Consider the following 26,525-nt stretch of genomic DNA (forward strand, 5'->3'; position numbering starts at 1 on the left):
TTTGTAAATGGCCAATTTAGCCAAGATCAATCTATCAGGGTTTAACTATCGTCAGTACGATACTTAAGGCTTGAGGGCATTTAGCCTTTAAAAATTGTTCTATGGCATTAAAAACATACAACAAGGAGCCAACACTATGTTTGCACACACCCTTTATTCAGGAGTCAAATAATGACGACCTGGTTATCAATAGGCATTTTATTTACTTTTGCCGCTATCGCGTTTGTGATTTATCGTTGGGGTAACATGCAGTGCATTGGTGTCACGCCGGTGCGAAAATTTACCTTTATTGCGATTTTATTCACCTCAGGGCTTGATGTTGGCTTAATCATGTTCCCGTTAACTGAGTTTGCAGGATATGCCGATTTAGCCACTAGTCCGGAATATAGTTTTAGTAATCCGCTGGCAATTGAGTTTGGTTTTTGGGCCTGCTTGATTTGGGCTTTTTACTTTTTAACCTGTTTTTACTTTTGCGTAATTGAGCCAAGAGTAAAATATTTTGAAATTCCGCTGATTAAATTTATCAATAACCTTGTCATTATCGGGACTTGTGCCTTTACTGCCTACTTATTATTGACCAATTTACCTTGGTATTTACCACAATTAGGTGACGGTGAATCCATTGTAAGCAGCTTCTATCTCATCGTATTTTTGGTTATCGCTGCAGCAGTTTATTCTAGCACCAGCATCCGATATGTTCGTTACCTTAGCCTAGCTAGCACTTGGTTATTCTTTGGTTTGATTGCCGTGATGTGGTCTGGCGCCTTTTTATCAGATGACTCAAGTGTGGGTGAATTCTTTACCACCTTTGCATTAATTGGCGACTACTTCGGTAACATACATCACTTTGTGCTGCCGTTTAATGACTACCATGAGTTCTACCTGTTTTGGTGGTTTGCATGGAGCATCATGATTGGCCAATTTACTTCACGTTTTGTTGGTGGAATGAAAACCTATCAAGTATTAATTGCTATGATGGTATTCCCTTCAATACCCATCGCAATTTGGTTCACAGTGCTTTACTACTACAGCTCTAACGGAATCGATACATCAGGCTTCTACAACCTTGCTATGGTAATTGTGGGCATCACATTTGTGATCAACTCACTCGATTCGCTAGTCCGATTATATACAGACAACTTAAACCTAACGGTTGAGCGTTTTGGTAAACTGACTTACATCATCGGAAATATTGTGCTGCTAAGTTGCTTAACCTTACTATTCAAACTAGACTTTTTAGAGATCCAATGGGTAGGCGCGCTTGCCATAGGCTTAATACTAAGCTGTTTCCTTTACATCTTAAAATCTAACTACCGCAAAGTAGGAGCAATAGAACTCTCTCCAAAAGATAATAAAATCGATTTCAATAAGATCGAGTTGTTAGACTAAATCAATAATGAAAAAGGAATGATGATGAACACCACAATAAAAAAATTAGCACTATTAAGTTTATTCGCTTTACCAACCTCAGTAATGGCTGGAGAGTTAAGCACCACAGTTAATGCAACGTCTGATTATACTTTTAACGGTGTTAGCCAAACGGATAGCGGCCCGGCATTGCAAGCTAGCCTAGACTATGCAGCGGATGATGGTTGGTATGTGGGTTCTTGGGCATCAAATGTAGACTTTGGTGACGCGGATGACACTTGGTTAGAACTTGATTTTTACGCAGGTAAATATTACGAGCTAACAGATAAATTATCTATCGATGCTGGTCTTGCTTATTACACCTATCATGGTGATGACGCCTCTGATGAATATTACTACCCAGAGCTATATACCAAGTTTGGTTATGCATCATCGCTGGGGCAAAGTGAATTAAACTTTTGGTACACATGGGATTATTTTGGTGTTGATGCAGGTCATTACATCATAATGGCGGCGCATACTTTTACAGTTGCTGAAGGTCATGATATTCGTGTCAGCTTTGACCGTTCAACATCGCAAGATGAAGACAAATGGGCATGGGGCTAACGATGCTTCTTACAACCATTATCGTGCAGAATACATGACAAGCTGGGAAGGTTTCGACTTTAACCTAGCAGTAGAAGATACCAGCCTAGATAGTGATGCAAGTGATACCCGCGCAGTGATCTCTGTATCACGTACTTTCGCGCTATAAGTCTTTAATACGACTTAGCTAACATCATAGTTAGCAGAATAATGTTTATGACATTATTCTGCTTTTTTATATTTATCAGATACATAAATATCAATTAAGTATCAGTAAGTCATAATTCTACCTTAATTATCTTATATGCCCATTCAACTTCTCTGCCTTCAAGCACATGTTCAAGTTTGTTTATACGGGCTTTAGTACCATCTACGACTCTTTTACAAAAAATTTCTTCCCTAGGGCCATTTTTACCAGTGTTCACCTCATTTAGACTCTACAAACTCAATCGCATCAGGATACTTGCCAATAACAACCTCGGTCTCAAATTGGACTAAAAATCTATTTAGGTCTAAAATAAGACCCATGCAATACTAATATAGCTAACATTAAAACCTGTTATCACTCTAGCTTAAATGTAAAACGGAGAGTAATTGTTATGACTGCACACAATACCAATACATCAAACATTGATTTTGCAGAGGCAAAGACCTCAAAAGTGGGTTTTAGTGCCGCTGTAACTATTCTAGAAAAATGGGGCTGTGCACCAAAAGATATGCTCAATATTTTACGTTTACCTCGCTCTTCTTACTTTGCATTTAAAAAACCAGAGGCGAAATTCGTGCTCGACAAAGATCAGCTAACACGCATTAGTTACATACTGAACATTCACGCAGCACTTAGAATGTATTTCTCCAATCCTGAAAACGTATATGGCTTTATGCAGATGGAAAACGCCAATCCCTATTTTGAGGGGCGTAGACCGCTGGATATAATAAAAGGTGGAGGCTTTCCTGAACTGCATGAAGTCTTTAGCCGTGTCGATAGCATGCGAAGTGGTGGTTGGTAATGACTACAATATCAACCGTTGAGCATCAGGTTGCATATAGACTTATCAATTCAAAATTCCCACCCATTTCGATGTTTGATGATGTCGCTTCTGTGGAAGATTTTGATACTATTTTTACATTACAAAGTCTAACCAACCCAAGGTTACTGGTTCAGCTTGGCCATATTGATTTGGTTAACAAAGCAGATATACCTTTTGGTATTAATGGCTGCTCATACGCCACAGCCCCTTTTACCCACATCAATAAAGATGGCAGTCGTTTCTCTAATGGTTCGTTCGGGGTACTTTATCTTGCCGATGATATGGACACAGCAATTGCAGAAACCAAATATCATCAACAAAAGATGCTAATGGCTATCAAAGGGGTTCATTATGACACGATTATCATGCGAGGCTTACGTTGTGTATTTAGCGCCGAATTAACTGACAGCACAGTGATAAGTTTAGAAGCCATGTCAAAGTCGTCGATTTACCACCAAACAAATTATAGCGAAGCACAGCAGTTTGGAGCACAGCAGCGAAAATCTGCAATTGAAGGCATTCATTATACGCCGGTAAGAAACCCATTAACGGCTTGCTACGCGCTATTCACTCCAAGATGCGTCGAAGAGATTGTACAATCATCACATTACGAATACGTTTGGGGCGGTTCATCGATCGACGCAGTGAGACTAATATCCGCGCCTTAATCACTTTGAATGACTAGAGTTAAGTGGCAAATAAATAATCACATCGAAAGTTGCAGCATAAAAAACATAACGCTTAAAAGTGGTAACAAACTATTGGTATAGTTTAAAACAAGGGACTTTATTACAGATAGAGAGGAAAGGATAAACAAGATATGGTACACCCGAGTGGACTCGAACCACCGACCCCTACCATGTCAAGGTAGTGCTCTAACCAACTGAGCTACGGGTGTATATTGGAAATTGGATAAGATTAAATTGGTACACCCGAGTGGACTCGAACCACCGACCCCTACCATGTCAAGGTAGTGCTCTAACCAACTGAGCTACGGGTGTACTGACTTTGATTTCCTAACAAAGCGGTCGCCATAGTAAGGGCGTTGGCTAACGCTTGCAAGTAAAAATTACCATAACATGGCTAAATGGTGATTTGCTGTGCAACTTGCCGATTTAATGACAAAAAGTCCTAGCCATGTGAACCTAGCTCCCCCTGGACTTTTTATCTAAATGTTAAAACTCAGCGATCATATTGGGGAGTAAATGATTAAATCTAATATCAAGTTTAATCTATTGCCACCAATGGCGTAGCACGATTCTCCAGTAAAACTGGAATACCATCATTAATCGGATAGGCAATTTTATCAAACTTACAAATTAGCTGTTGGTCTTCTTTGTCAAATTCCAGTTTACCTTTGCACACAGGGCAAGCGACAATATCAAGTAACTTTTTATCAAAAGCCATTTAGATTTCCTTTTTAAGTTGAATAAGTTGAGTCACTCGACTCATAAACTGAATATCAAATTGTTCACTTAGCTTCGCATTTACCGGTAAATACCACCAGTTTTGTAATGCAAAATCGCGACATTTAACCGCATCTTTTTCGGTCATTAGCAAGGGGGTTTGTGTTGATAGCTCAATCAGCTGTTGTTGATCGTAAGCTTGATGGTCGGCAAAAGCCACTGTCTGCCTAAGTTGATAACCTTGTTGAATCAAACTATCAAAAAAACGTTGTGGATTACCAATACCTGCTATGGCCACAATAGGTTGTTCAATGATTGATGCCTCTGTATCAAACAAGTATGGGACTAAGGCTTTATCAAACGACTGTGGTTTAACCCTACATAATGGCGCTGGCACTAATTGCATCAGCTGTTCTTCAGGCCCTTGAGTCTTTGCTAATAGCGGACCACCATTATTGATAATCCAGTCGATATTATCTAAACGCCACAAGCCTTCTCTTAATGGTCCTGCTGGCAGTAAACATTGATTACCATAACGACGTGCACCATCTACTAGGGCGATTTCAATATCACGCCCTAATGCGTAATGCTGCAAGCCATCATCACAAATGATCACATCAACATCAAAGTCAGCTAATAACGTTTGCGCAGCTAACACGCGTTGACTGCCAACCACCATAGGTACATGGGTACGATTGACAATCATTAATGGCTCATCACCCACATCAACGGCTTTGCTTGACTGAGTGACACTGATTACACCATCAATACTCGCCCCGTAACCACGACTTACAACGCCAGGTTTTAAACCATTGGCTCGTAGTAAGTTAATTAGATAAATCACTGTTGGGGTTTTACCACTACCACCAGCAGTAATATTACCAACAACAATGACAGGCACTGGCAGTTGGGTGACTTTTTTGATGCTAAATGTGAACAGCGAGCGTCTCATATGGCTAATAACAGCAAACAACGCCGACAACGGCAGTAAAAGCCACCTTGCCCAGTGGCCTTGATACCAAATTTGATTTATCCATTTTTGCATTGAGGTAAAAACCTAGCTGCTAAATTGCATTTGATACAAGTTGGCATACACCCCGTTTTGGGTAATCAAATCTTTATGTACGCCACGCTCGATAACTTTACCTTGATCGATAACCAATATTTCATCGGCCGATTCAATGGTTGATAAACGATGCGCGATAACCACTGAGGTTCGGTTATGGCGTAAGTTATCTAAACCTTTTTGAATCGCTTTTTCTGATTCAGTGTCCAACGCCGAGGTTGCTTCATCTAAAATCAATACCGGTGCATCACGTAACATGGCACGGGCAATAGCGATACGCTGACGCTGACCGCCAGATAACAACACCCCATTCTCCCCTACCTGAGTATCTAACCCATCGGGCAAGGTGTTGATAAACTCCATGGCGTAAGCAAGCTCTGCAGCTTGTTCTATTTGCTCACGGGTAGCTTCACCAGGGTAGGCATAGGCTATATTGTTAGCTATTGTGTCATTGAATAAAGTGACTTGCTGAGACACCAATGCCACTTGATTACGAAGACTTTTTAATTGGTAATCATAAATGCTGGTGCCATCGAGTAAAATATCACCATTTGATAAACCGCCATAAAAACGGGTGATCAAATTAGCGATAGTCGATTTACCAGAACCAGAACGGCCAACTAGAGCGACGGTTTTGCCCGGTTTAACATCAAACTCAATTTGATCTAGGGCTTTTCTGTCTTGTTCTGGGTAGCTAAAGCTGACGCTATTAAATTGTAAATGTCCTTTAACACGATCAACGCTATGGGTGCCGGTATCGGGTTCTACTGGGGTATCTAATAATTCAAAAATGGTGGTACAGGCTGCAATACCACGCTGAAATTCAGCATTGACGCGGGTTAAGTTTTTAATTGGCTGTAACATGGCCATCATTGCACCTAAAATGGCGGTGAAGGTACCGGCCGTTAGCTCTGCCTTCATGCTGTCCCAACTGGCAGCATACAACACAAATGCTAATGCGAATGAGCCAATGACCATAATTAACGGTTGGCTAACTGACTGCGCCACTGCTAGCTTCATATTTTGATGACGATTACTGTCATTCACTTTAAAGAAACGCGCCATTTCAGTTTTTTGACCACCAAATGACAGCACGTTTTTATGGCCTTTGATCATTTGTTCGGTTGTGGCTGTTACTCCGCCCATTGCGGATTGAATTTGCTTAGACACTTTACGAAAACGTTTACTGACCACACTGATAACAATGCCCATAACGGGGCCAATTACCAAGATACACAGAGACAATTTCCACGAGAAATAAAACATGATGGCTAACATGCCGATAACTGTCATTGAGTCTCGAACAATCGAAATAAGCGCACTGCCTGATGCTCTGGCAATTTGCTCGGTATCAAAGGTGACACGAGAAATAAGGTTGCCACTGTTTTCGCGGTCAATGTAACTGACTGGTAAATGTAGGTAGTGCTCAAAAACCTGTTGACGCATGTCCATGATAAGTTGAGCGCTCATGTAAGACACACAATAGGTCGACACAAAGTTAGCCAAACCGCGCAAAGTAAACATGCCGATCACCACAAAAGGTGCCATTCGCATAATGTCATTGTCGGTATTAAAACCACCGTGGGAGGGTATTTCAACTCCGGCGGCGGTAGTCGCTGATGAGGCAAAACCTTGGTCAATAAAAGGTTTAATAAACGCAATAAAACCAGCATCAACCGCGCCATAGGTAAGCAAGGCCAATACCGCCATAATAAACATAGCTTTCATCGGTAAAACATAAATCATTAAGCGTTTAAAAACGCTCCACATTTCATTATCAGAGTATGACGACATTTATATAATTCTTAACTGACAAACATAAGCGACATTCTACTCTGCTTTAACTATCTGGCCAAATCTAAACAAACGGTTATACCAAAATGGCGCTAAATCGTTGCGATAAGTGCTTATTTGATAACCAGTGTGTTTAAACTTGATACTAATTTGTCCCTGTTCTCCGCTGATAAGAGTCTTTATCCCCCGCTGTTGATAACGCGCCATCACATCAGATTTAGGAAATCCGTATTGATTATTAAAACCCGCATTCACTATGGCTAATTGTGGTGACACGGCATCAATAAAAGTGTCGGTAGATGAAGTACGGCTGCCATGGTGCGGCACAAACACAATATCAGCATCTATCTGTTGCTTGTTTGATATTAAACTTTGCTCTCTTTTCGCCTCAATATCACCCGTCAGCAATACAGCAAAAGCCTTCGCGGTTAATTCGGGTAGAAGTATATTCATTAGTTCACCTTTACCAAGATGGTCTGCACCTTGTTCAACAGTTTGAAGGTGATCATTCTCAAATTCGATATTTAGCATGATTACGCAGGATTGATTGTTATCTTTATCTGAGCCTAAATGATCTGACAAAGTGGATATTTGTACCCTTCCCCATTGCCATGATGCTGAATGGCAATCACTGATATTAATGTTAACCAGGTCAGCCGCTCGATTGATTAATGCCTTGCCATTATCAGCAATCAAGTGGGTGTTGGGAAATGCCCTTATCATCGGTATTAACCCGCCACTGTGGTCATTATCATGGTGGCTTATGACAATATAATCTAACTGGGTAATGCCCCTGGCCTGTAGAAAAGGCAATATTGCCCGTTCAGCATAACTAAAGTCACCAAAGGCTGCGCCGGTATCATAAATCATGGCTCGGTGTTGTTGTTGAAGTACGATGGCAGAACCTTGTGCTACATCTAGTACATGAAGATAAATTGGTCCATTTAAGGTAAAAACCTGACTTTGATCGCCTTTATTATCCATCTGCGACATTTTGCTAATAGCCAATTGTATTAATGGCAAGTTCATTACTAAAGCGGTGAGTAATATGATCCCATGATGATTAATTTTAGCCATCTTATTTGATTGACCGGGTTGATTGAATATTGATTTACTGCCATTAAATGAATGAGTAAGTAAATGGCTAAATGACCAGCGAAATGTCAGCAGTAATGTCCATCCCAGCAAACTAAACATACCCGCCACAACCCATGACTCACTGACGTAAACAACATTATGACTAAAGTCACTAGACCAAGTTAATAGCTGACTAAAAGGGGCGAGTAGTTTGTCTGCTACAATAAATAAAACACTATCGAAGCTAAGTTCATTGGCGCTTGAAAACTGAAATAGACTCGCTAGACCGCCGGAATGTATTAAGGGGCTCAACACCAACCAGACTATAAAACTACCCAATACAATGGGGATCACCAATATACTAAACCAGGGCACAACAATGAGGTTTATCCAGATACTGTGAATCGATAACGTGCCAAATAACAGTGCTTGCAATAACCCTAGACCTAAGGCTAATCGCCACTGAATTGACCACAGGGACCCAATATAGCCTGTCACTTTTTGTCGCCAATGATGATCTGTGGATACTTTTTTAGCATGACTTACTGAGGTATCAACAAAGCGCAAGATAATGGCCAGTGCAATAAAAGATAGCCAAAAACCTGCGCTAAGCATTGATAAAGGGTCAATAAACAACACTCCTGCCAAGGCATACATTAGTCGTTGCCAGACACTGTGATGCTGTTTTAACAGGCTAAACAGTACCAAGAATATCAGCATAAACAAAGCCCGCTGAGTGGCAACAGCGAAGCCGGCAAGATAGGCGTAACCCAATGCTGACAATACTGCCAAAGTTAATGCTAAATAAACAGCGAACATACCGAACTGCAAGTTAACTTTGGCCATAGCTATTTGCGCCAGCTTAACCCGGGTTAGTATTACAAAGCACAAGCCGAATATTAAACCAAACACCACTGACAGGTGTAATCCAGAAATGGCAATTAAATGGCCGGTACCCGTTTGACGTAATTGCTGCCACCGCTGATCAGATATTTGGCTTTTATCACCAAACAGTAGTGCCAGTAGCAGATCACCATTGGCTATCTTGGGGGTAATGGCTGCAAACTCAGTTAACCAACGCTGGCGCAAAGACGGCTGATACGATAACAAATCAGCCTGTTTAACTCGCCCTTTTGCGACAATATGGCGATTAATATAATACCTTTGCTGATTAAAACCGCCTTGATTAGCTATGCTGGTAATAGGCTTTAATTTTGAATCAAACTGCCATATTTGACCTAGCTCTACTTTTGGCGCTTGTTGCCAAGTTAAACGGTAAATTTGATCGCCTGTTATGGTTTTAAATAAACCAGATATATTAATATTGGTTAATTTTGGTTCAATTACACGCACATCAATGCTTATCCAGTCGCGGTTATGATTTACTAGTGATACTATCTCCGCTGTAAAGGTTTTGTTAGTTTTTGGTGTAACTTCTGGCTGAAAGTCTAACGAATAGAAATAGATACTTATCCAAAAAATAGCAAAAAAAGCACCACTTAATCTAGGTGCTTTGAAAAGGCAGACCAAAGCCAAGAGTAACCAAATAGGTAAACACCATAGCGATGGGATTACAGGCCAAAGTAATCCAATGAGGCTACTGATACAGAAGCCGAAAATAAATCGATTCATAGGGTACTAGTAAAGACAGTAATCACTTAAGATGCCAAAAAAATTCATACAAAAATTTATGCCTGATCCAAAAACACTGAAAAAGCATAAATATTTGCGGGTGTTTGGTAAATTATTGGATAAACCCAATTTGTGGGTATTAAATCGTAAATCAGCCCCAGGGGCTTTTGCGGTAGGGTTATTTATTGGCTGGATGCCTATGCCATTTCAAATGGTTGCTGCTGCTGGGTTAGCCATTTTATTTAACGTTAATATTCCGTTAGCAGTGGCATTAGTATGGATAACTAACCCTATCACCATGCCATTTATGTTCTATATGGCTTATTTATTAGGCGTGAAATTACTCGGGGTTGAAAAGTTGCCCTTTGAATTTGAAGCAAGTTGGCAATGGGTAGAAACATCGATATCGACAATTGGCCCACCCTTTTTACTCGGCTGCTTTGTATTAGGCGTGGTTTTTGCTGCAATTGGTTATTTGATTATTAATAGTTTATGGAAATATTCGATACTATTTAAATGGCAAAAACGCAAATAAGCTTTACATTGCCATTTTATTTTTGAGTTTACTTTTAGTACTGAGTTATTGACATTTTCTATTGCAATAAGCTGAGTTAAAAACAGATATCAAGCTGATATGATGACACAAGCAAACATCCAATATTACCAGCTTTTAAGCCTATTTATCAGCAATTCACGTGATGCGCTTTTTAATTTCATAGTAAGCTAGAAAAAGAAGATGCAGTAGCAATAACGCACTGAAAGCTGAACAGAAAAAAAGTAACCCTATCGATTCTACCTTAGTTGGCTGTTCTGCATAAAACCACCACCATAACGGCCAGCCGATCACAGATAGTGACGTTAACTGTGCCATGCACCTGAAGCATCGCCCCAGTTTTTGTATAAAAATTGATTCATCACATTGATTGCAAGCCATGTTATTTCTTATTAAGTGATTCTGTTAATGAGCCCAAAAGAAGATAATAACCCAATTTTCTTAACAATGACTAAATTCACTTGCTAGCATGGCATATAGGTATTCATCGCCCCACTTCCCTTTAAACATCACATTTTGCTTAAAATGGCCTTCTTGTCGAAAATTAGCTTTTTCTAACACTGCTATACTGGCTTTATTTAAACAATCAGTAATTGCAATAACACGATGTAGCCTCAACTCAGTAAATAAATACTCTAGTAACCCCTGTAATGCTTGTGTTGCCAAACCTTGGTTCTGGTGTTGTGGCGCAACGGTAAAGCCCACTTCAACTTGTCGTTCATCAATGAAATGTACCGCTAAGTCACCCAGTATTTGATCGGTTAATGGATCAGCAATCGCCAATTGATACCAATTACCTGGCACAGCGAAATCAGTGTAATCCGTTTGTGCTAGTAGCTGCTTAGCATCATCTAAACTGTATGCAGTCCAACTTTGATATTTGGCGATGTCGACAACATTTCGATATTCAGAAAAAACCACTAAATCAGACGTTATGAAGCAGCGGATAACAAAGCGTTCAGATAAAAGACTTGGGGCACTAATCTTAGCAATGACTGATTTAGGCAAGGTATTTTTAGACATGACGTGCTACTTAGGCTTATTTGAGGTTAAATTGTACAAGATTAAACGCTAACAGAAATGGATTAATCTCACTATAAATATTGAATCACACGGCATTATTAATCAGTAACATCCGGCTTTGTTTAACTAGGTTACCTCTAAGTATTCAGCTGATAGTTCAACCATTGTTAATTTATCGCAAATATATTATTCAATAAAACAAATAAACCGCAAAACACATCCTCATAATGCAAACTAGATCGCATTATAAATCGACAATTGACTACTTCCCTGTATAATTCGGCGCCTACTAATACACCCAAGTCAGTCTTATTCTCACTAAAGCCGATTATCGCTTTTTTGTCGATCAATATTCTGTAATTACTCAATTGGATACATGTTTTGATTTCTACCGCAAATATTACTATGCAGTTTGGCCCAGAGCCGTTGTTTGAAAACATTTCGGCGCAATTTGGCCACGGCAATCGTTATGGCTTGATTGGTGCTAATGGTTGTGGCAAATCCACATTCATGAAAATTCTCAGTGGTGAACTGGCTCCAACATCAGGCAATGTTTCAATTTCGCCAGGCTTAAAAGTAGGCACCTTGAACCAGAACCAATTCGCTTTCGAAAACTTTAGCGTGGTTGACGCGGTTATCATGGGCGATGTGGCACTTTGGAAAGTGAAACAAGAACGTGACAGCATTTATTCCCAGGCAGAAATGAGTGATGAAGACGGCATGCGCGTCGGTGACTTAGAAAGCCAATTTGCAGAAATGGACGGTTATAGCGCTGAAAGTCGCGCTGGCGAAATCCTGTTAGAAGCAGGCATTGAAGAGTCGTTTCACTATGGCTTGATGGCACAGGTTGCCCCAGGTTGGAAATTGCGAGTGTTATTAGCACAAGCATTATTTGCCAACCCCGACATACTGCTACTTGACGAACCCACCAACAACTTGGACATTCATACCATTAGTTGGCTTGCTAACGAATTAAACAAACGCAAATGCACCATGATTATTATTTCCCATGACAGACACTTTTTAAACTCTGTTTGTACCCACATGGCAGACATCGATTATGGCGAAATGCGGATTTACCCTGGTAATTATGAGTACTTCCTCGCACAATCAAGTTTATTGCGTGAACAGCTTCTGGCTGGTAATGCGAAAAAGAGCGCTGAGATTGAAGAGTTACAGGACTTCGTTAACCGCTTTGGCGCTAATGCTTCCAAAGCCAAACAAGCCAGTTCTCGCGCTAAGAAAATGGACAAAATTAAACTTGATGATGTTAAATCATCAAGCCGTATTACCCCGTCTATACGCTTTACTGAATGTAAAAAACTACATCGCCAAGCATTAGTGTTAGAAGAGCTTGGGCACGGTTTTGATGAGGTATTATTTGAACATGGCGATCTTATTTTAGACGCAGGTTCAAAACTGGCTATTATTGGTGAAAACGGCGTGGGTAAAACAACACTACTGCGTTGTTTAGTTGAAGAAATTAAACATAACCATGGCCGGATTAAATGGTCAGAAAATGCTGCCATTGGTTATTGTCCGCAGGACAGTAGCGCAGATTTTGACAATGACATGACTTTATTTGACTGGATGTCATTATGGCGTACACCTAAGCACAACGACCTTATGGTACGTGGCATGTTGGGTCGTTTATTATTCACTGAAGATGACGCGAACAAGAAAGTGCGCAACTGTTCTGGTGGTGAAAAAAATCGTCTGTTATTCGGTAAGTTAATGATGATGGACGTTAACGTATTGATCATGGACGAGCCAACTAACCACATGGATATGGAAGCAATTGAAGCGCTGAACCAAGCGTTGAAATTATTTGAAGGCACATTGATATTTGTCAGCCATGACCGTGAGTTTGTGTCATCACTTGCAACACGCATTATTGACGTAAAAGATAAAAAATTGGTTAACTTCCACGGTACATTTGATGAGTACCTTGCAAGTCAACCGCCGTTGTAAGCAGGAATTGACACCGTAAATTAAGGCCTTCATTGTGATATCCAGCTATGGGATAAGAATCACAATATTAATGAAGGCCTTTTTATTTACCCTAACGTTTAGTCTTCCCGTTTTGATAAGTAAACACTGAATACCTACTCGTATTGATGATTCATATTGATTAACCGTTTTGCTGTAGGCAGAACAAGACCAACAAAATCAATAAAGAATAAAAAGAGTCGGCACCTAATTTGGCTTTAACGCCTGTTTCTTTTAAGCAACATTAACCCAAATAGCGAAAGTATCATGACTAGAAAAATCGAATTACTCGCACCAGGCGGCGATGTTGACGCAATTAAAGCAGCAATCATTGCTGGCGCGAACGCGGTATATTGTGGTTTAGAAACCTTTAACGCACGAAATCGCGCCGCTAACCTTACGTTTGATGATCTTCTTGGTGTTATTTCCCTAGCCCATCGATATCAATGCGAAGTTTTTTTGACCATGAATGTCGTGATCCTTGAAAATGAAATACCGACTTTGGTTAAATTACTGAATCAACTGGTTAATACCGGCATAGATGGCATTATTGTTCAAGATTTGGCTTTGTTTCACCTAGTCAACAAACACTTCCCTAGCTTACTTATCCATGCGTCAACACAATTAACCACTCACAATGAAGGCCAAATTGGCTTTTTAGCCAAAGTGGGCGCAACACGGGTTAATTTGTCGCGCGAAATGAATCTGGCTGAAATAAAAAGCCTCACCCGATACGCACACGATTTAGATGTATTAACCGAAGTCTTCGTGCACGGTGCATTATGTATTGCATTTTCAGGCCAGTGCTATTCAAGTTCAGTCAGTGTGGGCAACTCAGGCAACCGTGGCCGCTGTAGCCAAGCGTGTCGTGATGAATATGACATTACTGCTGCGGGCAATAAGTTTCCACTAAACCTCAAAGATAATTCAGCTTATTTTGACTTGCCTGAGTTAGTGGACGCCGGAGTTGACTCATTAAAAATTGAGGGCCGTATTAAAGGCGCGCAATATGTCCATACGGTAGTGGATAGCTGGCGTAAGCAAATTGATAGATTTGTGGAATCAGGCAAATTGCTGTCAGATGACTCAAATCTTTATAAAGTGTTTAACCGCGACTTTACTAACTCTTTTTTGAAGGGCAACTTGACTAAAGACATGTTTATCGACAATCCGCGCGATAACAGCTTTAAGCATGCCAATGATAAAAGTAATGCCATTTCAGTGGTGCAAATTCAAGAGGCGCAGCAAACACTGTCATCAGACAAAGATGCCATCGTTTCACTGGTAGCCGATAAGGTCAGCCAACTCAGCATTGAAAAAGTCAGCTTGTCACTGCATTTCTCAGGTAAGCTAAACGAGCCCTTAACCATTACTGCTGTCACAAAAGACACCACAGTTGAAATTCAATCTTCAGTAACACTGACATTAGCAACAGATTCTCGTATTGACGAAGCGGCAATAGTAAAACGCTTTAAAAGTCTTAAGCAAAGTGAATTTGAGTTATTACCGTTTAATTTTGATGGGTTAGAGAGTGACTTAAGCATTCCTTTTAGCCAACTAACGCAGATGAAAAATCAACTGTTGTTCAAGCTGACAAAAAGACAATACATAGGCGCGGTAAGCTTACCGGCATTAACCCATTACCCCAAATTAAATAGCCAGCCAACATTGTCATTGCTTATTTGCGATGAAAAAGATGTTGATTTGTGTGATGTCACAGACGCTGACATTTACTTTAAGTTGCCTGAAAGCTTTAAAGTTAATGACAATAAGTACATTGATATATTTTTACGTAATCCAAGGTTAATTCCGTGGTTTCCGGCAGTATTAATTGGTAAGGATTACCTTGAATCCGTTAGATTATTAGAAACCGTAAAACCTAAACGCATAGTCAGTAACAATACCGGCGTGGCATTTATTGCAACCAATATGGGGATTGAATGGATTGCTGGGCCGTTTCTCAATACCACCAACTCTTATGCTTTGCTAACCCTACAAGAAAGACTGAATTGCGCTGGCGCATTTATTTCAAATGAAATAAACCGCAACCAAATTAAGAATATTGCTAGACCAAAAAACTTTAAAATGCTTTACAGTATTTACCACCCTATTTTGATGATGACTAGCAGACAGTGCTTTTTCCAGCAAACGGTTGGCTGTAACAAGCCCAGTATTGAAGATGGCTGTATGCTGAAATGTGAAAAAGCCACTACGATCACCAATGTAAAAGGCATTTCATTTGCGGTTGATAAACAAAAAGGCGGTTACCCAAGTATTTATAACCACGAACAATTTTTAAATATTGACGCGGTTGAAGACTTATCGCATTTGTTTGATGAGTTCTTTATCGACTTAACCGATATAGGCTCAGGCTCTAAAGCTAAAATAGATAAAGTGGAATTAGTCAGCCATTTTGAAAACGTGCTGAAAGGTATTACTGAATCGAAAACGAGCCTTAAGCAGTTAGTCACCATTTCAACCAATGCCCAATACCAACAAGGGTTATAGTAACCGGTTAATATTATTCGTATTAACCTCAATTTGATAATGACTACACCGCTCAACAAAAAGGCTTTACCTTCCACAGGTAAAGCCTTTTTAACATTTTATTTAGCTGTATTTTATCTTGATTTTCTTATTGAAACGAACTCACTTCGTCTGCTGTTAAGTCTCGCCACTGGCCAACTGGCATATCAAGCATCACTTCACCTACTTGTTGACGATGTAAGCCGTTAACGCGATTGCCTATGGCAAAGAACATCCTTTTAACTTGATGATATCGCCCTTCTGTAATCGATAGCAGCACCTCAGTATCACTCATAATAACCAGTTCGGCAGGTAATGTAGGTTTACTTTCACCTTGCAACAATAAGCCTATTTTAAACAAGTCTATTGCATCATGGTTAATAGGTTTAGCTAACTGCACTCGATACACTTTACGGCAAACACACTCTGGTCGAGTAATATTATATGACCAACGTCCATCATCGGTTATCAACACAAGCCCTGTGGTGTCGGCATCTAGGCGTCCTGCGATATGCAGCTCGTCTTTATGGGCAACATCGATGCTATTAAGTAACGAAGGATAATGGCCATCAGCATTAGAACAAATGGTGTCAGCCTGTTTATGCATCAACATATAACGGAATGGCCTTGTGGTAAGCGTCTGCCCATTTAATTGAATCAGGTTATTTTCATGCACCTGGCTAGTCATGTCAGTATTCACCACACCATTAACCCTGATATTTCCAAGACTAATTTGATCTATAACTTGAGCTTTAGTAAATAATGTACTTTTAAGTACAAATTTATCTAGCCGCATAAAACATCTACCCTGTTAACATTAATGCATTATTAAATTCATAGTCATGACAAACAACAAATGAAAAAACGACTTATATTCAACGATTCACTTTTGTTTGTTGCGCTAAAAAGGCTTTGAAAGCATTAACGGTTTTAAGCGGGTCTTCTTCCTGAGGAACATGACCAAGTTCGTTAAAGCGCACTAGTTGGCTACCAACAATGTCGTGGTGAAATTGGTCTGCAATTTCAGGCGGAATAAGCCTATCTTGCTCGCCCCAAATAATCAGAGTGGGCAGTTTAAGCTCAGATAGTCGCGATGCTAGCTGCCCGGAACGGAGTTTTGGCATCAGCTCGGCTAAGGCCTGCCTATTGCCTTCTCGGGTAGTAAGATCAAAATATCGCTCCACTAGTTCTGGGGTGACCAGCTCAGGATTACCATAAACATTTTTAACACTGCTTTCGACAAGTCCCCTTGGTAGCACTTGTTGCATGAGTTTATTTAAAATCGGCGTGCTAGCAATTCTAAAGCCTATGGGGATAGACTCGGGTTGAAATGGATATCCACTGGAATCTATCAACACCAACTGAGCAACGCGATCAGGATAAAAGACAGCCGTAGCCCACGACACATACCCTCCTAAAGAATTACCAACCAAAATAGCACGGTCGACCTCGAGCTTATCAAGCACCTCAATAACAATACGGGAATAACTTTCAATACTGTAATTGCTGTCTAAAGCAGGGCCTGTTAACCCAAAGGCGGGTAAGTCAAAACGAATAACTCTATGATGATCTTTTAACGCATTAGACCAGCCATCCCAGGTGTGAAGCGATGAGCTTGTACCATGAAGTAACACTATGGGTATCGCATCATCACGTGGCCCTTCATCCCGCAAGTGTACCTGCATACCGGTGATTTCAATAAACTGTGACGGAGTTTGTGCCCATTGTGGCTTAAGTTGCTCGACAGAACGGTCAGGCACACGATTAACTAAAAAATAAATAGTCGAAAAAATGATAAACAACAGTAAAAGACTGCTGACTAATTTTAATATTAACCTCAATGAAAACTCCGACTTAATAATGAACCCGTTGTAGATTTGACATTCTACTGATGGAACCATTAAAGACGCAAGTATAAGATAAATAAAACATTAAGCCTGATACGGAGACGAACTCACCCATTCGTCAGATATAATCCTGCATATAGCTTTGTAAATCCATTTATGGCTGCCATTACCCAGAGTCTATTTCAGCAACCATTTCTGAACCGCGTCTCTATCCGGTATAGACCCTGTGTGCACTAATTGATTATCTATTACAACCGCGGGCGTACTCATTACATTATGTTTAAGTAATACCTCAAGACTTGGCTCTTTAACCACGCTAACTGTCACGCCACAATCATCTGCAACTGCCTGAATTAATGCTGCCGTTTTGACACATTTTGCACATCCGCTGCCAAGCACTTCTATTTTTTTCATAAGGCCCCCATTAAATATAAATAACATTAATTATCCACCCAACAAGGGTGAATGAAACGAGTAAAAGCATAAAAATGATAGTCAGTAACTTCCAGGTCATGACTTGCTTTAACAAGATAAATTCAGGAAAGCTTGCTGCAACGGTACTCATACAGAATGCTAATGTTGTACCAAGCGGAAGCCCTTTAATGATTAAACTTTCCATAACTGGAATAATCCCAGTTGCATTTGAATACAGAGGAATGCCAGCTAACACCGCCATGGGCACAGACCACCATTGGCCGCTACCTAAATTGGCAGCAAACCACAAGTCAGGGACAAAACCATGTAAAGCTGCGCCTAATCCTACCCCAATAAAAACCCATTTCCATACCCGAGTTAAAATATCTAACAACTCCGCTTTGGCAAAATCGTGCCGTGCTTTAAACGTCAACTTAGTATGAGTTTTCTGAGGGCTATCTGGCTGATTTGCGGTTTGATATGCCTTAAGTGCAAATGGCTGTAACATTTTTTCAGCCCGAATGAGATCAAGAAACATCCCCGCTGCAATCCCTATTGCCATACCTACTAGGATATAAATAACAGTTATTTGCCATCCAACTAAACTTAACAACAATAGAACTGCTACTTCGTTTATAAGCGGTGACGTGATGAGAAACGACATGGTAATACCTACAGGTATTCCTGCGGAGGTGAATCCCAGAAAAATCGGTATGCTGGAGCAGGAACAAAAAGGGGTGATAGCGCCGAATGTTGAACCCATTAAATAACCCATAAATTTATTTTTTGAGGCTAAATAATCACGTACCCGGTTAATATTGAGTGAAGCACGGATCAACGCTATGACGTAAATCATCAATACTAGCAGGAAGAATATCTTAGTGGTGTCTTCAATAAAAAACTGAATCGCATCGCCGAGTTTAGTTCCGGGAACCAAACCCAATACTGAAAATACTAGCCAATCAGCTAATGTGGTAAATAGGGATAACATAAAACCTCTCAATACACATTTAAAGGTCAATTCAGTCGTAAAACGTTTAAACCAAACACTGGTATGTTGAGCATTTATTATGCAAAGAAACTAATATTGATAATGATAAGACCTAATGAGCCTATTAGTAAGTCACTTATGCTTATCTTGTTACTTGGATATAGCAACAATACTAAATAGATTATGTATTAGGGATCGCATTTTAGAGATTAACAGTGTTGTTTATGAAAATATCTTGGTTTAATTACAACATTAGAATGTGCTAACTTGGTTACCATAGGCTAGTATAAAACAAGGCATAGGATTGCTTGGTTTTTGAGCTTGATTTATGTGATGAAATGATAAATTGATGTAAATAACTCAACCTGGAAAGGAGTGCAGATTGAAACTTATTTTACTAATAACACTATTAAGCTGTTTTAGTGCGTGGGGAGAAACATCCACAAGCAAACACACACGCCAAGATATATCACTGTATACCTATCACTATATGCCGCCTTACGTAATTGATAGTAAAAATGAAATAGGCCTGCTTTATGATGTGGCACATTTTTTTAACCAGCAGCAACAAGATTACCATTTCAGCGTGTCTTACATTCCTCGAAAACGTCTTAATCATTTGCTCGAGACACAGAAATTTGACGGTATGGTTATCGGCGTAAACCCTTTTTGGTTTAAAGACAAAGATAAAACAACTTATTTATGGTCAGAGCCACTAATGCGCGATCAAGATGATATAATTTCTCATCTAATTAATCCTGTCGAATTTGTTAATAAGCAAGCTTTGTACGGTAAAGTCGTCGGGGGCATATTGGGTTTTCGTTATCACACTATAGACAAACTCGTCGCTGACGGCTTAATGACTCGCATTGACACTTCTAACGAATCACAACTGATTAATATGCTTATCAAAAAACGTTTTGACTTTGCTATTGTGTCTAGAGCAACATCCATTTACTACCAAGGCTTACTCGAACAAAATCAACAACTTTACTTATCTTCCAAGCCTCACGACAAATATACTCGTCATATTCTGGCTCCCAAAGCATTCAGTACTCAATTTAAGGCAATTAATCCTCTTATTGTATTACTTAACAACAACCCAGATTGGCAAGACAGCATGCAAAAGTATAAAACATTTCTATTACCTGTTGATCTAACAAAGGTTGACTGACAACAACTAAATCAATCAAAGTTGTCATTGAATGTCCCGGCAAACAGCCTGAAAATCAACTTTTATTAATCAGTGCCTTTACTCTTGCCATTTGTGATTGCAACAGCAAACTGTGTCGATGTGACACCACCTTACTTTCAAATATGCCATTCTCAATTAGTCTGTAAGCCTCTTCTACTTCAAAATGATAACCTAGCGATTGCCTGTTGTCAGAAAAGGTATCGACTTGCTCATCAAGATGATACAAGTGACATTTACTCGCCCTAAAGGCATCTGGAATAATGATGTAACCTTTATCACCAATTATATAAGCATTGTTCGACAAACGGCACTGAAACGATGCGGTTAAACTCACCATCACCTGCTCGCTTTTTGCTATGATAATGACATCATCTTCCACGCCCGTTTCACAGCAATGTGCTTGAACATAAAGATTGCCTATATCAGCATCAAGAAAGTAATTAGCAATTGCCAAAGGGTAAATCCCCATATCTAACAAGCAACCACCAGCCAACTGCGGATTATAGGCTCGATCATCAGGATTAAATGGAATAGGATAGCCAAAATCAACTTTGATATGCTTTAGCTGACCAATTAGGCCATCATCTAACCACTGTTTAGCATGTTTAAGGGCGGGTAAAAAGTAAGTCCACAACGCCTCCATCAACAGCAAGTTTTTCGCTTTAGCTAAATCGACCAATATTTGACATTCTTCAACCGAAACTGTCATCGGCTTTTCACACAACACATGTTTCCCGGCCATTAACGCATCATAGGTTTGCTGGAAGTGAAAATTATGTGGCGTTGCAATATACACGATATCAACATCAGGATCGTCAAACAGGGTTTGATAGCCCTGATAAGCTTTCTCTACATGATATTGCTGCGCGAATACATCAGCATCATCTTGAGTTCTAGCAGCTACTGCATATAAATGATTGTTTTTAGCAAAGGCTATATCTTGACAAAACAAAGCAGCAATTCTGCCCGTACTGACAATTCCCCAATTTAACTTACTCATTTACGTCCTTAATAGTATTGAGATGGTTATCTCAATTATGACACCGAAGGATTCTGTGGCACATAATATATCGATACTTTTGATTAAGTGCTGCTACCAGAACTTATAAAGAGTGGGTGATGTTGTCATATAAAAAAAACACACATGAAATAGCATTAAATGTTGAATTAACATTCAATATTTTGATGTTGTTTCTTACATTTATACATAGCTTTATCCGCACAGGCAAGCAAGGCATCTGAAGTGGTGCCATCATCCGGATAAATTGCAACACCAATACTGCAATTCACCTCAAACGGCTTACCATTAATGGTATAAATTTGGCTTAGCTTGTTAGATAAAGTATCAATCATTGAAGAAATAACGTCCTCACTTGCTATGTTTTCTAATAACAGAACAAACTCATCTCCACCAATTCTTGCAACGGTATCGGCGTGACGAATAGACAGTTTAAGCCGTTGTGCGGTTTCGAGTAATACTTTATCTCCAAACGCATGACCTTTTGTGTCATTAATGATTTTGAATTTATCTAAATCAATATAAAACAGCGCAAAGCGGAGGCTATTTCGCTCACTTTGCGCGATTAAATGCTCTAAGCGATCAAGTAATAAATAACGATTAGGAATTTTTGTCAGGGAGTCGTAATGCGCTAAATGCTCAAGCCGCTTAGTTTCGTTGATACGCTCAGTAATATTTCTATTGATCCCTAATGCGCCTATCATCTGGTTAGTTGAATCATAAATAGGCACACATATAGACTCAACCCAGCCAATATTGCCATTTTTATGCAGCATTCTTACTTCACCAGTCCATTTACCTTGCTTCTCTACCGCAGATATCACTTCAGAAGAGATATGAACGCTGTCTTCGGGCACATGTAAAATATTAACGGGCTGGCCGATAGCCTCAGCTTTAGAGTAGCCATATAGGGCTTCAGAGCCTTTATTCCAATCCGCTATAATACCCTGCATATCAGTGACAACCACTGCATCAAATAAATAGTCGAATGCCTGAGCTCGTTGTTTAAGCGTATCAGAAATCATTATTTGTCCATCATTGCAAAAACTAATTGGTTGGTTAAGGCTGTATGTCGATTAACGAATCAAAATGACTTAATCTTGAATATTGTTACTGTCTACGCAACACTGACCAAAACAGATATTTCCACTTTACTATCCATATTCATACAACTTAGCATAATCAAACAGTTTAATTTAAATGTCACTGGTGCCTTGTTGAATTAACGCAAAAAATATGACTCTCATATAACTAAAGACTTAGGCTAATGAGAGATTTTTACCAAAAATTTTATCTCCAATGTGCAACAATTAACATCCACTAATTAGAATTCGGTAAGTTGCTTTGTATCAGCCAGTAACAGCGTCATCGCTGAATCTGAGTCTACTGGTTTACTGTGGTAATAACCCTGAGTTTTGGTTGCACCAATTTTTTGTAATGCCTGATATTGCGCTTTTGTTTCTACCCCTTCTGCTGTTATTGCAATTCCGAGGCGATTAGCTAACAACACTATACTTTCAACAATGGCATGATCTTTGTCACTATCCATTAACCGACTAACAAAACTGCGATCAATTTTTATGTTATGAATGGGAAAACGATGTAAATAACTCAGCGAAGAAAAACCAGTGCCAAAGTCGTCTAAATGAATATTAATTCCGATAGCCTGCAGTTGATATAATATTTTCATCGTTGTTTCTGGATCATTAATTAATACACTTTCAGTGACTTCAATATTAAGGCAGTGTGCGGGCAATCCATGCTTGTCTAAAAGTGCTTTGAGTTTATCAACAACATGATAAGTTGAGATTAAGTCACTCGACGCATTACAACTCACGGTTAAATCATCGCGTTTTAACTGTTCACGCCATTGGGTTATTTGGCCTAATGCTTGATCAATAACCAGATAATCAATTTCAGCTATCCTTCGCATCTCTTCAGCTATACCTAAAAACTTTATCGGCTCAATCAATCCTTTGGTTGGGTGCAACCAACGAACTAATGCCTCAAAACCGGCTATATGGCCTGTACTAGATTTGATAATTGGTTGAAAATAAGCAATAAATTGATTTTCATCTACAGCCTGACTTAACTCATTACGCAACCTTAACTGATTTTTCGCCATCATATGCATATCTTCATTAAAGATTGCATAACCTCCTCGACCTTCACGCTTTGCATGGTACATAGCACTGTCTGCATCACGTAAATATTCTTGCGCATCAAGTAGCTCTTTGCTCGCCAAAACAATACCGATACTAGCATTGGTCACAACAGACTCATTATTTAACATAAAGGGTTTATTAAGTGAGCTATTAATACGCTCGGCAAGTTTAACCACCTGATCTTCATTTGTAATACACTCCATTAATATACAAAATTCATCTCCACCAAATCTTGCCAGAGTATCTGAATTACGTATTTCATGACTCAACCTTTCAGCGATCGCAACCAGTAATTTATCGCCTTCTAAGTGACCTAAACTATCATTGACTAATTTAAATCCATCTAAATCAAGAAACAACAGAGCAAAATTGTGTTCAGCATCACGTTTATACTGCCTTACTGCTTTGGTCAGAAACTCAATAAATAATGTTCTGTTAGCTAAATGAGTCAAAGGGTCATGAAAAGCTAACTGATTTAATTTAAGTTCAGCCTGTTTTCTTAAGCTAATATCAATGCACTGAATAAAAATATAGTCGGCTAGGCCATCGATATTTTTTTGAACAAAAACATTAATATAACAGCAAAGTTCTGTACCATTTTTACAGACCAAGGTTATTTCTGTATCAAATGACTTCGCTTGTGCATGACGAATAAGCTCTAATTGTTTGTAACCTAATTCACGTTCACTTGGCTGAAGTAAATCGACATAATTTAACAGGTTGATTTCATCATAGGTATAGCCGAACGTTTTGCAGAGTGTGTTATTAGCTTGTAAGATTTTGCCATCAAGCCCTACCACAGCCATGCTAATAGTCGAATTGTGAAACACATTACGGAACAATTGCTCACTTTGTTTTTTAGCTTGTTCCGCTTTATGTTGCTCACTTAGATCTTGTACTGTACCAGTCAAACGCAGTCCATCTTGCTCAACCTGTCCTGTTGAATGAACATAACTGCGATCATGCTTATCATTAATGCTAACTAACTCATGACTCAAACTAAAAGCAACACCATGTTCGATAAACTGCTTAAACACATCTGATATGGGTTCATTATCACTTTTACCTAACCGATTAAATAATCCTTCGATATTGAGATTTGCAACTTGAGATGAATTTAACTCCAATAGTTTAACCAGCTCTTTTGACAGGATTAATTGTTTAGTTACAGTGTCATACTGCCAACTCCCTAAACGTGCAGCAGCTTGCGCATTAGCAAGGTTACTTTGACTTAACTGTATTTGATGTAATTGTGTTTCCAGTACTTTATTTGCATTCGCCAGCTGATTGTCACGTTTAATTAAATTATGATTCATTGCATTGAAAGCACTGGCAAGACGCCCTAATTCATCTGGGCGAAGATCATCTAACTTTCCTGCTTGTTCACCTCTGGATAATGCTAAGGTGGCATGATTAAGTTTTGATAAAGGCTGGGTAATTTTCTTTCTCATCACAAAAAATAGCACCATCAACTCAATTCCAAGTGCAATAAATCCTGAAATGAATACAATTATTGCCGTACTAGAAGCCACATTACTCACCAGGGCCTTAGGTATAACACTGACATAATACCAACCAGGGCCTGATAGCTTACTGACCATTAAATAAGAATCTATCTGTGCCAATTCAATCATTTTTTGGCTCGGTTCTGCACTAATTACCGCTTGATAAATTGATTTTAATGAATCGTTACCATCCCGATTAATAATAAACTGACCATCAGCCGCTTTAAGTTGTTCAATGTAATTGTGATGTGCAATCAAGCGACCATCGTGACGAAAAATGAGGTTGTACGCCCCTTGGGGAGCCTGATTAATCGTTCTTTGAAACAGTTCATCCAAAGACATGTCATTGCCAATGGTGGCTATGTGTTGCTGCTGATAATAAATAGGCGTTTCTATTGAAACCATCCAAATATCAGATTGTTTATCAAGGTAAACGCCTGTCCAAACCGTCTTTTTCTCTGGATTATTTTTTTCAATCGAAATGGTAAAATACTCTTCCAAACGGATATCAAAATCAGCGGCTAATCGATAGGTAAAATCAGGAATTTCTGGCCAATAAATGGCGGCAAAGTTTTCAGTACCATAAGCATAAGTATTAATGAAACGATTGCGCCAGCTTTTGCCATAATCGCTGACTAGTGTATTAAGTAAACTTGCACGGTATTTAAGCTCGTCAGTTAATTGGACATCTTTTGCAATCCAAACCCCCGCACGTTCATTTGCATCGAATAATTTTGGATTAAAACGCACCGCTTGATCGCTCTGGCGAATGAAGTCTTGATCGAAAAGGGACAACATCGCTGCTTTATTTGATGGCTGATAAGAATTCAGAATATCTTGCTTTAGTAATTTGTGGTTGTCTTCTGCCAAAGTGAAAATTTGGCTTTCTCTAGCCACCCTTTCTTGGGTAAAAGATTGGAATTCAGCTAACTTGGTCGACTCTATCTCGGAGAATATATGAAAATAACTTATGGTGGTTAATATGCTGATCACTAATAAAATTCGAACACCTACCGCCATCAAGGTATGACTAACAATAGATTGCTTCAAACTTGCTAAGAGCTTTATCATTCAAGTTCCCTGTAAAAAGTGCACTAGAATCGCTACAAAAGTGCGGTAACTGAGCTTAAATTATGCTTTAGACATATTATATAAAGCATTATGGATTAACTTTAGCAGAGTTGATTGAATGTTAACAAACAGTTAGAGAAAAACATCTATGCTTACCGCAAAAGGCAGGAGTTCTATTTACGGCGCATTTCTTATCACTTAATAACTCCGAGTTTAAACAAGACCTATCATACAAGCTAAAGGAACCCTACCGCAAAGCGAAACACAAA

20 protein-coding genes, 2 tRNA genes and 1 pseudogene are annotated in these 26,525 nt (G+C 39.4%); 8 read left to right on the forward strand and 15 right to left on the reverse strand.

Annotation, left to right across the window (positions count from 1 at the left end; translation table 11 throughout):
- The first annotated feature begins 171 nt into the window (after window positions 1-171).
- The 4 genes and pseudogenes from ACRWQN_RS11800 to ACRWQN_RS11815 all read left to right on the forward strand — a co-directional run bounded on the left by ACRWQN_RS11800 (window position 172) and on the right by ACRWQN_RS11815 (window position 3,652).
- The gene (locus ACRWQN_RS11800) at window positions 172-1,389 is read left to right on the forward strand and encodes a BCCT family transporter (RefSeq protein ID WP_434926251.1); all 1,218 of its coding nucleotides are present in this window, start codon (window positions 172-174) and stop codon (window positions 1,387-1,389) included.
- Window positions 1,390-1,413: 24 nt separating this feature from the next.
- A pseudogene (locus ACRWQN_RS11805) lies at window positions 1,414-2,122 on the forward strand (TorF family putative porin).
- Between the two features lie 430 nt (window positions 2,123-2,552).
- Window positions 2,553-2,963: an antitoxin Xre-like helix-turn-helix domain-containing protein gene (locus tag ACRWQN_RS11810; RefSeq protein WP_434937885.1), complete on the forward strand. Its 411-nt coding sequence runs from the start codon at window positions 2,553-2,555 to the stop codon at window positions 2,961-2,963.
- Window positions 2,963-3,652, forward strand: coding sequence for an RES family NAD+ phosphorylase (locus ACRWQN_RS11815; protein ID WP_434937886.1), 690 nt, complete (start codon window positions 2,963-2,965; stop codon window positions 3,650-3,652). Before ACRWQN_RS11810 ends, ACRWQN_RS11815 begins: the two co-directional genes overlap by 1 nt.
- Before the next feature lie 153 nt (window positions 3,653-3,805).
- Here ACRWQN_RS11815 and ACRWQN_RS11820 read toward each other — a convergent pair.
- From ACRWQN_RS11820 to ACRWQN_RS11845, 6 genes are all read right to left on the reverse strand, one after another.
- Window positions 3,806-3,882 (reverse strand) — tRNA-Val (locus ACRWQN_RS11820).
- A gap of 26 nt (window positions 3,883-3,908) precedes the next feature.
- Window positions 3,909-3,985 (reverse strand) — tRNA-Val (locus ACRWQN_RS11825).
- Between the two features lie 226 nt (window positions 3,986-4,211).
- Complete coding sequence (locus ACRWQN_RS11830) at window positions 4,212-4,391, reverse strand: Trm112 family protein (RefSeq protein WP_434937888.1); 180 nt, start codon at window positions 4,389-4,391, stop codon at window positions 4,212-4,214.
- A complete protein-coding gene (gene lpxK, locus ACRWQN_RS11835) occupies window positions 4,392-5,435 on the reverse strand; it encodes a tetraacyldisaccharide 4'-kinase (protein WP_434937890.1) in 1,044 nt (347 codons plus the stop codon).
- 12 nt (window positions 5,436-5,447) lie between these two features.
- Complete coding sequence (gene msbA, locus ACRWQN_RS11840) at window positions 5,448-7,250, reverse strand: lipid A export permease/ATP-binding protein MsbA (protein ID WP_434937892.1); 1,803 nt, start codon at window positions 7,248-7,250, stop codon at window positions 5,448-5,450.
- 36 nt (window positions 7,251-7,286) lie between these two features.
- Window positions 7,287-9,959 (reverse strand): ComEC/Rec2 family competence protein, encoded by a 2,673-nt coding sequence (locus ACRWQN_RS11845; RefSeq protein ID WP_434937894.1) that lies wholly within the window; start codon window positions 9,957-9,959, stop codon window positions 7,287-7,289.
- A gap of 31 nt (window positions 9,960-9,990) precedes the next feature.
- Between ACRWQN_RS11845 and ACRWQN_RS11850 the strand changes: the two genes are divergently transcribed.
- Window positions 9,991-10,494 (forward strand): DUF2062 domain-containing protein, encoded by a 504-nt coding sequence (locus tag ACRWQN_RS11850; RefSeq protein ID WP_434926259.1) that lies wholly within the window; start codon window positions 9,991-9,993, stop codon window positions 10,492-10,494.
- Window positions 10,495-10,650: 156 nt separating this feature from the next.
- Here ACRWQN_RS11850 and ACRWQN_RS11855 read toward each other — a convergent pair whose 3' ends face one another.
- Window positions 10,651-10,893, reverse strand: coding sequence for a DUF3624 domain-containing protein (locus ACRWQN_RS11855; protein WP_434937895.1), 243 nt, complete (start codon window positions 10,891-10,893; stop codon window positions 10,651-10,653).
- Between the two features lie 60 nt (window positions 10,894-10,953).
- A complete protein-coding gene (locus ACRWQN_RS11860) occupies window positions 10,954-11,535 on the reverse strand; it encodes a GNAT family N-acetyltransferase (RefSeq protein WP_434937897.1) in 582 nt (193 codons plus the stop codon).
- 381 nt (window positions 11,536-11,916) lie between these two features.
- Here ACRWQN_RS11860 and ACRWQN_RS11865 point away from each other — a divergent pair, with 381 nt between their 5' ends.
- Together ACRWQN_RS11865 and ACRWQN_RS11870 are read left to right on the forward strand one after the other, a co-directional pair.
- The gene (locus tag ACRWQN_RS11865; RefSeq protein ID WP_434937899.1) at window positions 11,917-13,506 is read left to right on the forward strand and encodes an ABC-F family ATPase; all 1,590 of its coding nucleotides are present in this window, start codon (window positions 11,917-11,919) and stop codon (window positions 13,504-13,506) included.
- A 285-nt stretch (window positions 13,507-13,791) separates the two neighbouring features.
- Window positions 13,792-16,032, forward strand: coding sequence for a peptidase U32 family protein (locus ACRWQN_RS11870; RefSeq protein WP_434937901.1), 2,241 nt, complete (start codon window positions 13,792-13,794; stop codon window positions 16,030-16,032).
- Window positions 16,033-16,159: 127 nt separating this feature from the next.
- On the opposite strand, the gene ACRWQN_RS11875 is transcribed toward ACRWQN_RS11870, so the two are convergent.
- The 4 genes from ACRWQN_RS11875 to ACRWQN_RS11890 all read right to left on the reverse strand — a co-directional run bounded on the left by ACRWQN_RS11875 (window position 16,160) and on the right by ACRWQN_RS11890 (window position 19,302).
- Window positions 16,160-16,846 carry a pseudouridine synthase gene (locus ACRWQN_RS11875; RefSeq protein ID WP_434937903.1) on the reverse strand — a complete coding sequence of 229 codons (687 nt, stop codon included), beginning with the start codon at window positions 16,844-16,846 and terminating at the stop codon, window positions 16,160-16,162.
- A 79-nt stretch (window positions 16,847-16,925) separates the two neighbouring features.
- Entirely contained in the window at window positions 16,926-17,891 is a 966-nt protein-coding gene (locus ACRWQN_RS11880) for an alpha/beta fold hydrolase (RefSeq protein WP_434937904.1), read from the reverse strand.
- 183 nt (window positions 17,892-18,074) lie between these two features.
- The gene (locus ACRWQN_RS11885; protein ID WP_434937906.1) at window positions 18,075-18,311 is read right to left on the reverse strand and encodes a thioredoxin family protein; all 237 of its coding nucleotides are present in this window, start codon (window positions 18,309-18,311) and stop codon (window positions 18,075-18,077) included.
- Window positions 18,312-18,321: 10 nt separating this feature from the next.
- The gene (locus ACRWQN_RS11890; RefSeq protein WP_434926267.1) at window positions 18,322-19,302 is read right to left on the reverse strand and encodes a permease; all 981 of its coding nucleotides are present in this window, start codon (window positions 19,300-19,302) and stop codon (window positions 18,322-18,324) included.
- 382 nt (window positions 19,303-19,684) lie between these two features.
- On the opposite strand from ACRWQN_RS11890, the gene ACRWQN_RS11895 reads away from it, so the two are divergent.
- A complete protein-coding gene (locus tag ACRWQN_RS11895) occupies window positions 19,685-20,476 on the forward strand; it encodes a hypothetical protein (protein ID WP_434937908.1) in 792 nt (263 codons plus the stop codon).
- 55 nt (window positions 20,477-20,531) lie between these two features.
- On the opposite strand, the gene ACRWQN_RS11900 is transcribed toward ACRWQN_RS11895, so the two are convergent.
- From ACRWQN_RS11900 to ACRWQN_RS11910, 3 genes are all read right to left on the reverse strand, one after another.
- Complete coding sequence (locus tag ACRWQN_RS11900) at window positions 20,532-21,497, reverse strand: Gfo/Idh/MocA family protein (RefSeq protein ID WP_434937910.1); 966 nt, start codon at window positions 21,495-21,497, stop codon at window positions 20,532-20,534.
- Window positions 21,498-21,664: 167 nt separating this feature from the next.
- Window positions 21,665-22,540 (reverse strand): diguanylate cyclase domain-containing protein, encoded by an 876-nt coding sequence (locus ACRWQN_RS11905; RefSeq protein ID WP_434937912.1) that lies wholly within the window; start codon window positions 22,538-22,540, stop codon window positions 21,665-21,667.
- Between the two features lie 299 nt (window positions 22,541-22,839).
- The gene (locus ACRWQN_RS11910; protein WP_434937914.1) at window positions 22,840-26,256 is read right to left on the reverse strand and encodes an EAL domain-containing protein; all 3,417 of its coding nucleotides are present in this window, start codon (window positions 26,254-26,256) and stop codon (window positions 22,840-22,842) included.
- Window positions 26,257-26,525 lie beyond the last annotated feature (269 nt).

Source organism: Shewanella sp. HL-SH8, from assembly GCF_051165765.1.
Lineage (GTDB): Bacteria > Pseudomonadota > Gammaproteobacteria > Enterobacterales > Shewanellaceae > Shewanella > Shewanella glacialimarina.

Bases quoted from the DNA above. Each gene is read 5' to 3' on its own strand.
- ACRWQN_RS11800 (WP_434926251.1), top strand. From the start codon at position 172: ATGACGACCTGGTTATCAATAGGCATTTTATTTACTTTTGCCGCTATC.
- ACRWQN_RS11810 (WP_434937885.1), top strand. From the start codon at position 2,553: ATGACTGCACACAATACCAATACATCAAACATTGATTTTGCAGAGGCA.
- ACRWQN_RS11815 (WP_434937886.1), top strand. From the start codon at position 2,963: ATGACTACAATATCAACCGTTGAGCATCAGGTTGCATATAGACTTATC.
- ACRWQN_RS11830 (WP_434937888.1), bottom strand. From the start codon at position 4,391: ATGGCTTTTGATAAAAAGTTACTTGATATTGTCGCTTGCCCTGTGTGC.
- lpxK (WP_434937890.1), bottom strand. From the start codon at position 5,435: ATGCAAAAATGGATAAATCAAATTTGGTATCAAGGCCACTGGGCAAGG.
- msbA (WP_434937892.1), bottom strand. From the start codon at position 7,250: ATGTCGTCATACTCTGATAATGAAATGTGGAGCGTTTTTAAACGCTTA.
- ACRWQN_RS11845 (WP_434937894.1), bottom strand. From the start codon at position 9,959: ATGAATCGATTTATTTTCGGCTTCTGTATCAGTAGCCTCATTGGATTA.
- ACRWQN_RS11850 (WP_434926259.1), top strand. From the start codon at position 9,991: ATGCCAAAAAAATTCATACAAAAATTTATGCCTGATCCAAAAACACTG.
- ACRWQN_RS11855 (WP_434937895.1), bottom strand. From the start codon at position 10,893: ATGGCTTGCAATCAATGTGATGAATCAATTTTTATACAAAAACTGGGG.
- ACRWQN_RS11860 (WP_434937897.1), bottom strand. From the start codon at position 11,535: ATGTCTAAAAATACCTTGCCTAAATCAGTCATTGCTAAGATTAGTGCC.
- ACRWQN_RS11870 (WP_434937901.1), top strand. From the start codon at position 13,792: ATGACTAGAAAAATCGAATTACTCGCACCAGGCGGCGATGTTGACGCA.
- ACRWQN_RS11875 (WP_434937903.1), bottom strand. From the start codon at position 16,846: ATGCGGCTAGATAAATTTGTACTTAAAAGTACATTATTTACTAAAGCT.
- ACRWQN_RS11885 (WP_434937906.1), bottom strand. From the start codon at position 18,311: ATGAAAAAAATAGAAGTGCTTGGCAGCGGATGTGCAAAATGTGTCAAA.
- ACRWQN_RS11890 (WP_434926267.1), bottom strand. From the start codon at position 19,302: ATGTTATCCCTATTTACCACATTAGCTGATTGGCTAGTATTTTCAGTA.
- ACRWQN_RS11900 (WP_434937910.1), bottom strand. From the start codon at position 21,497: ATGAGTAAGTTAAATTGGGGAATTGTCAGTACGGGCAGAATTGCTGCT.
- ACRWQN_RS11905 (WP_434937912.1), bottom strand. From the start codon at position 22,540: ATGATTTCTGATACGCTTAAACAACGAGCTCAGGCATTCGACTATTTA.
- ACRWQN_RS11910 (WP_434937914.1), bottom strand. From the start codon at position 26,256: ATGATAAAGCTCTTAGCAAGTTTGAAGCAATCTATTGTTAGTCATACC.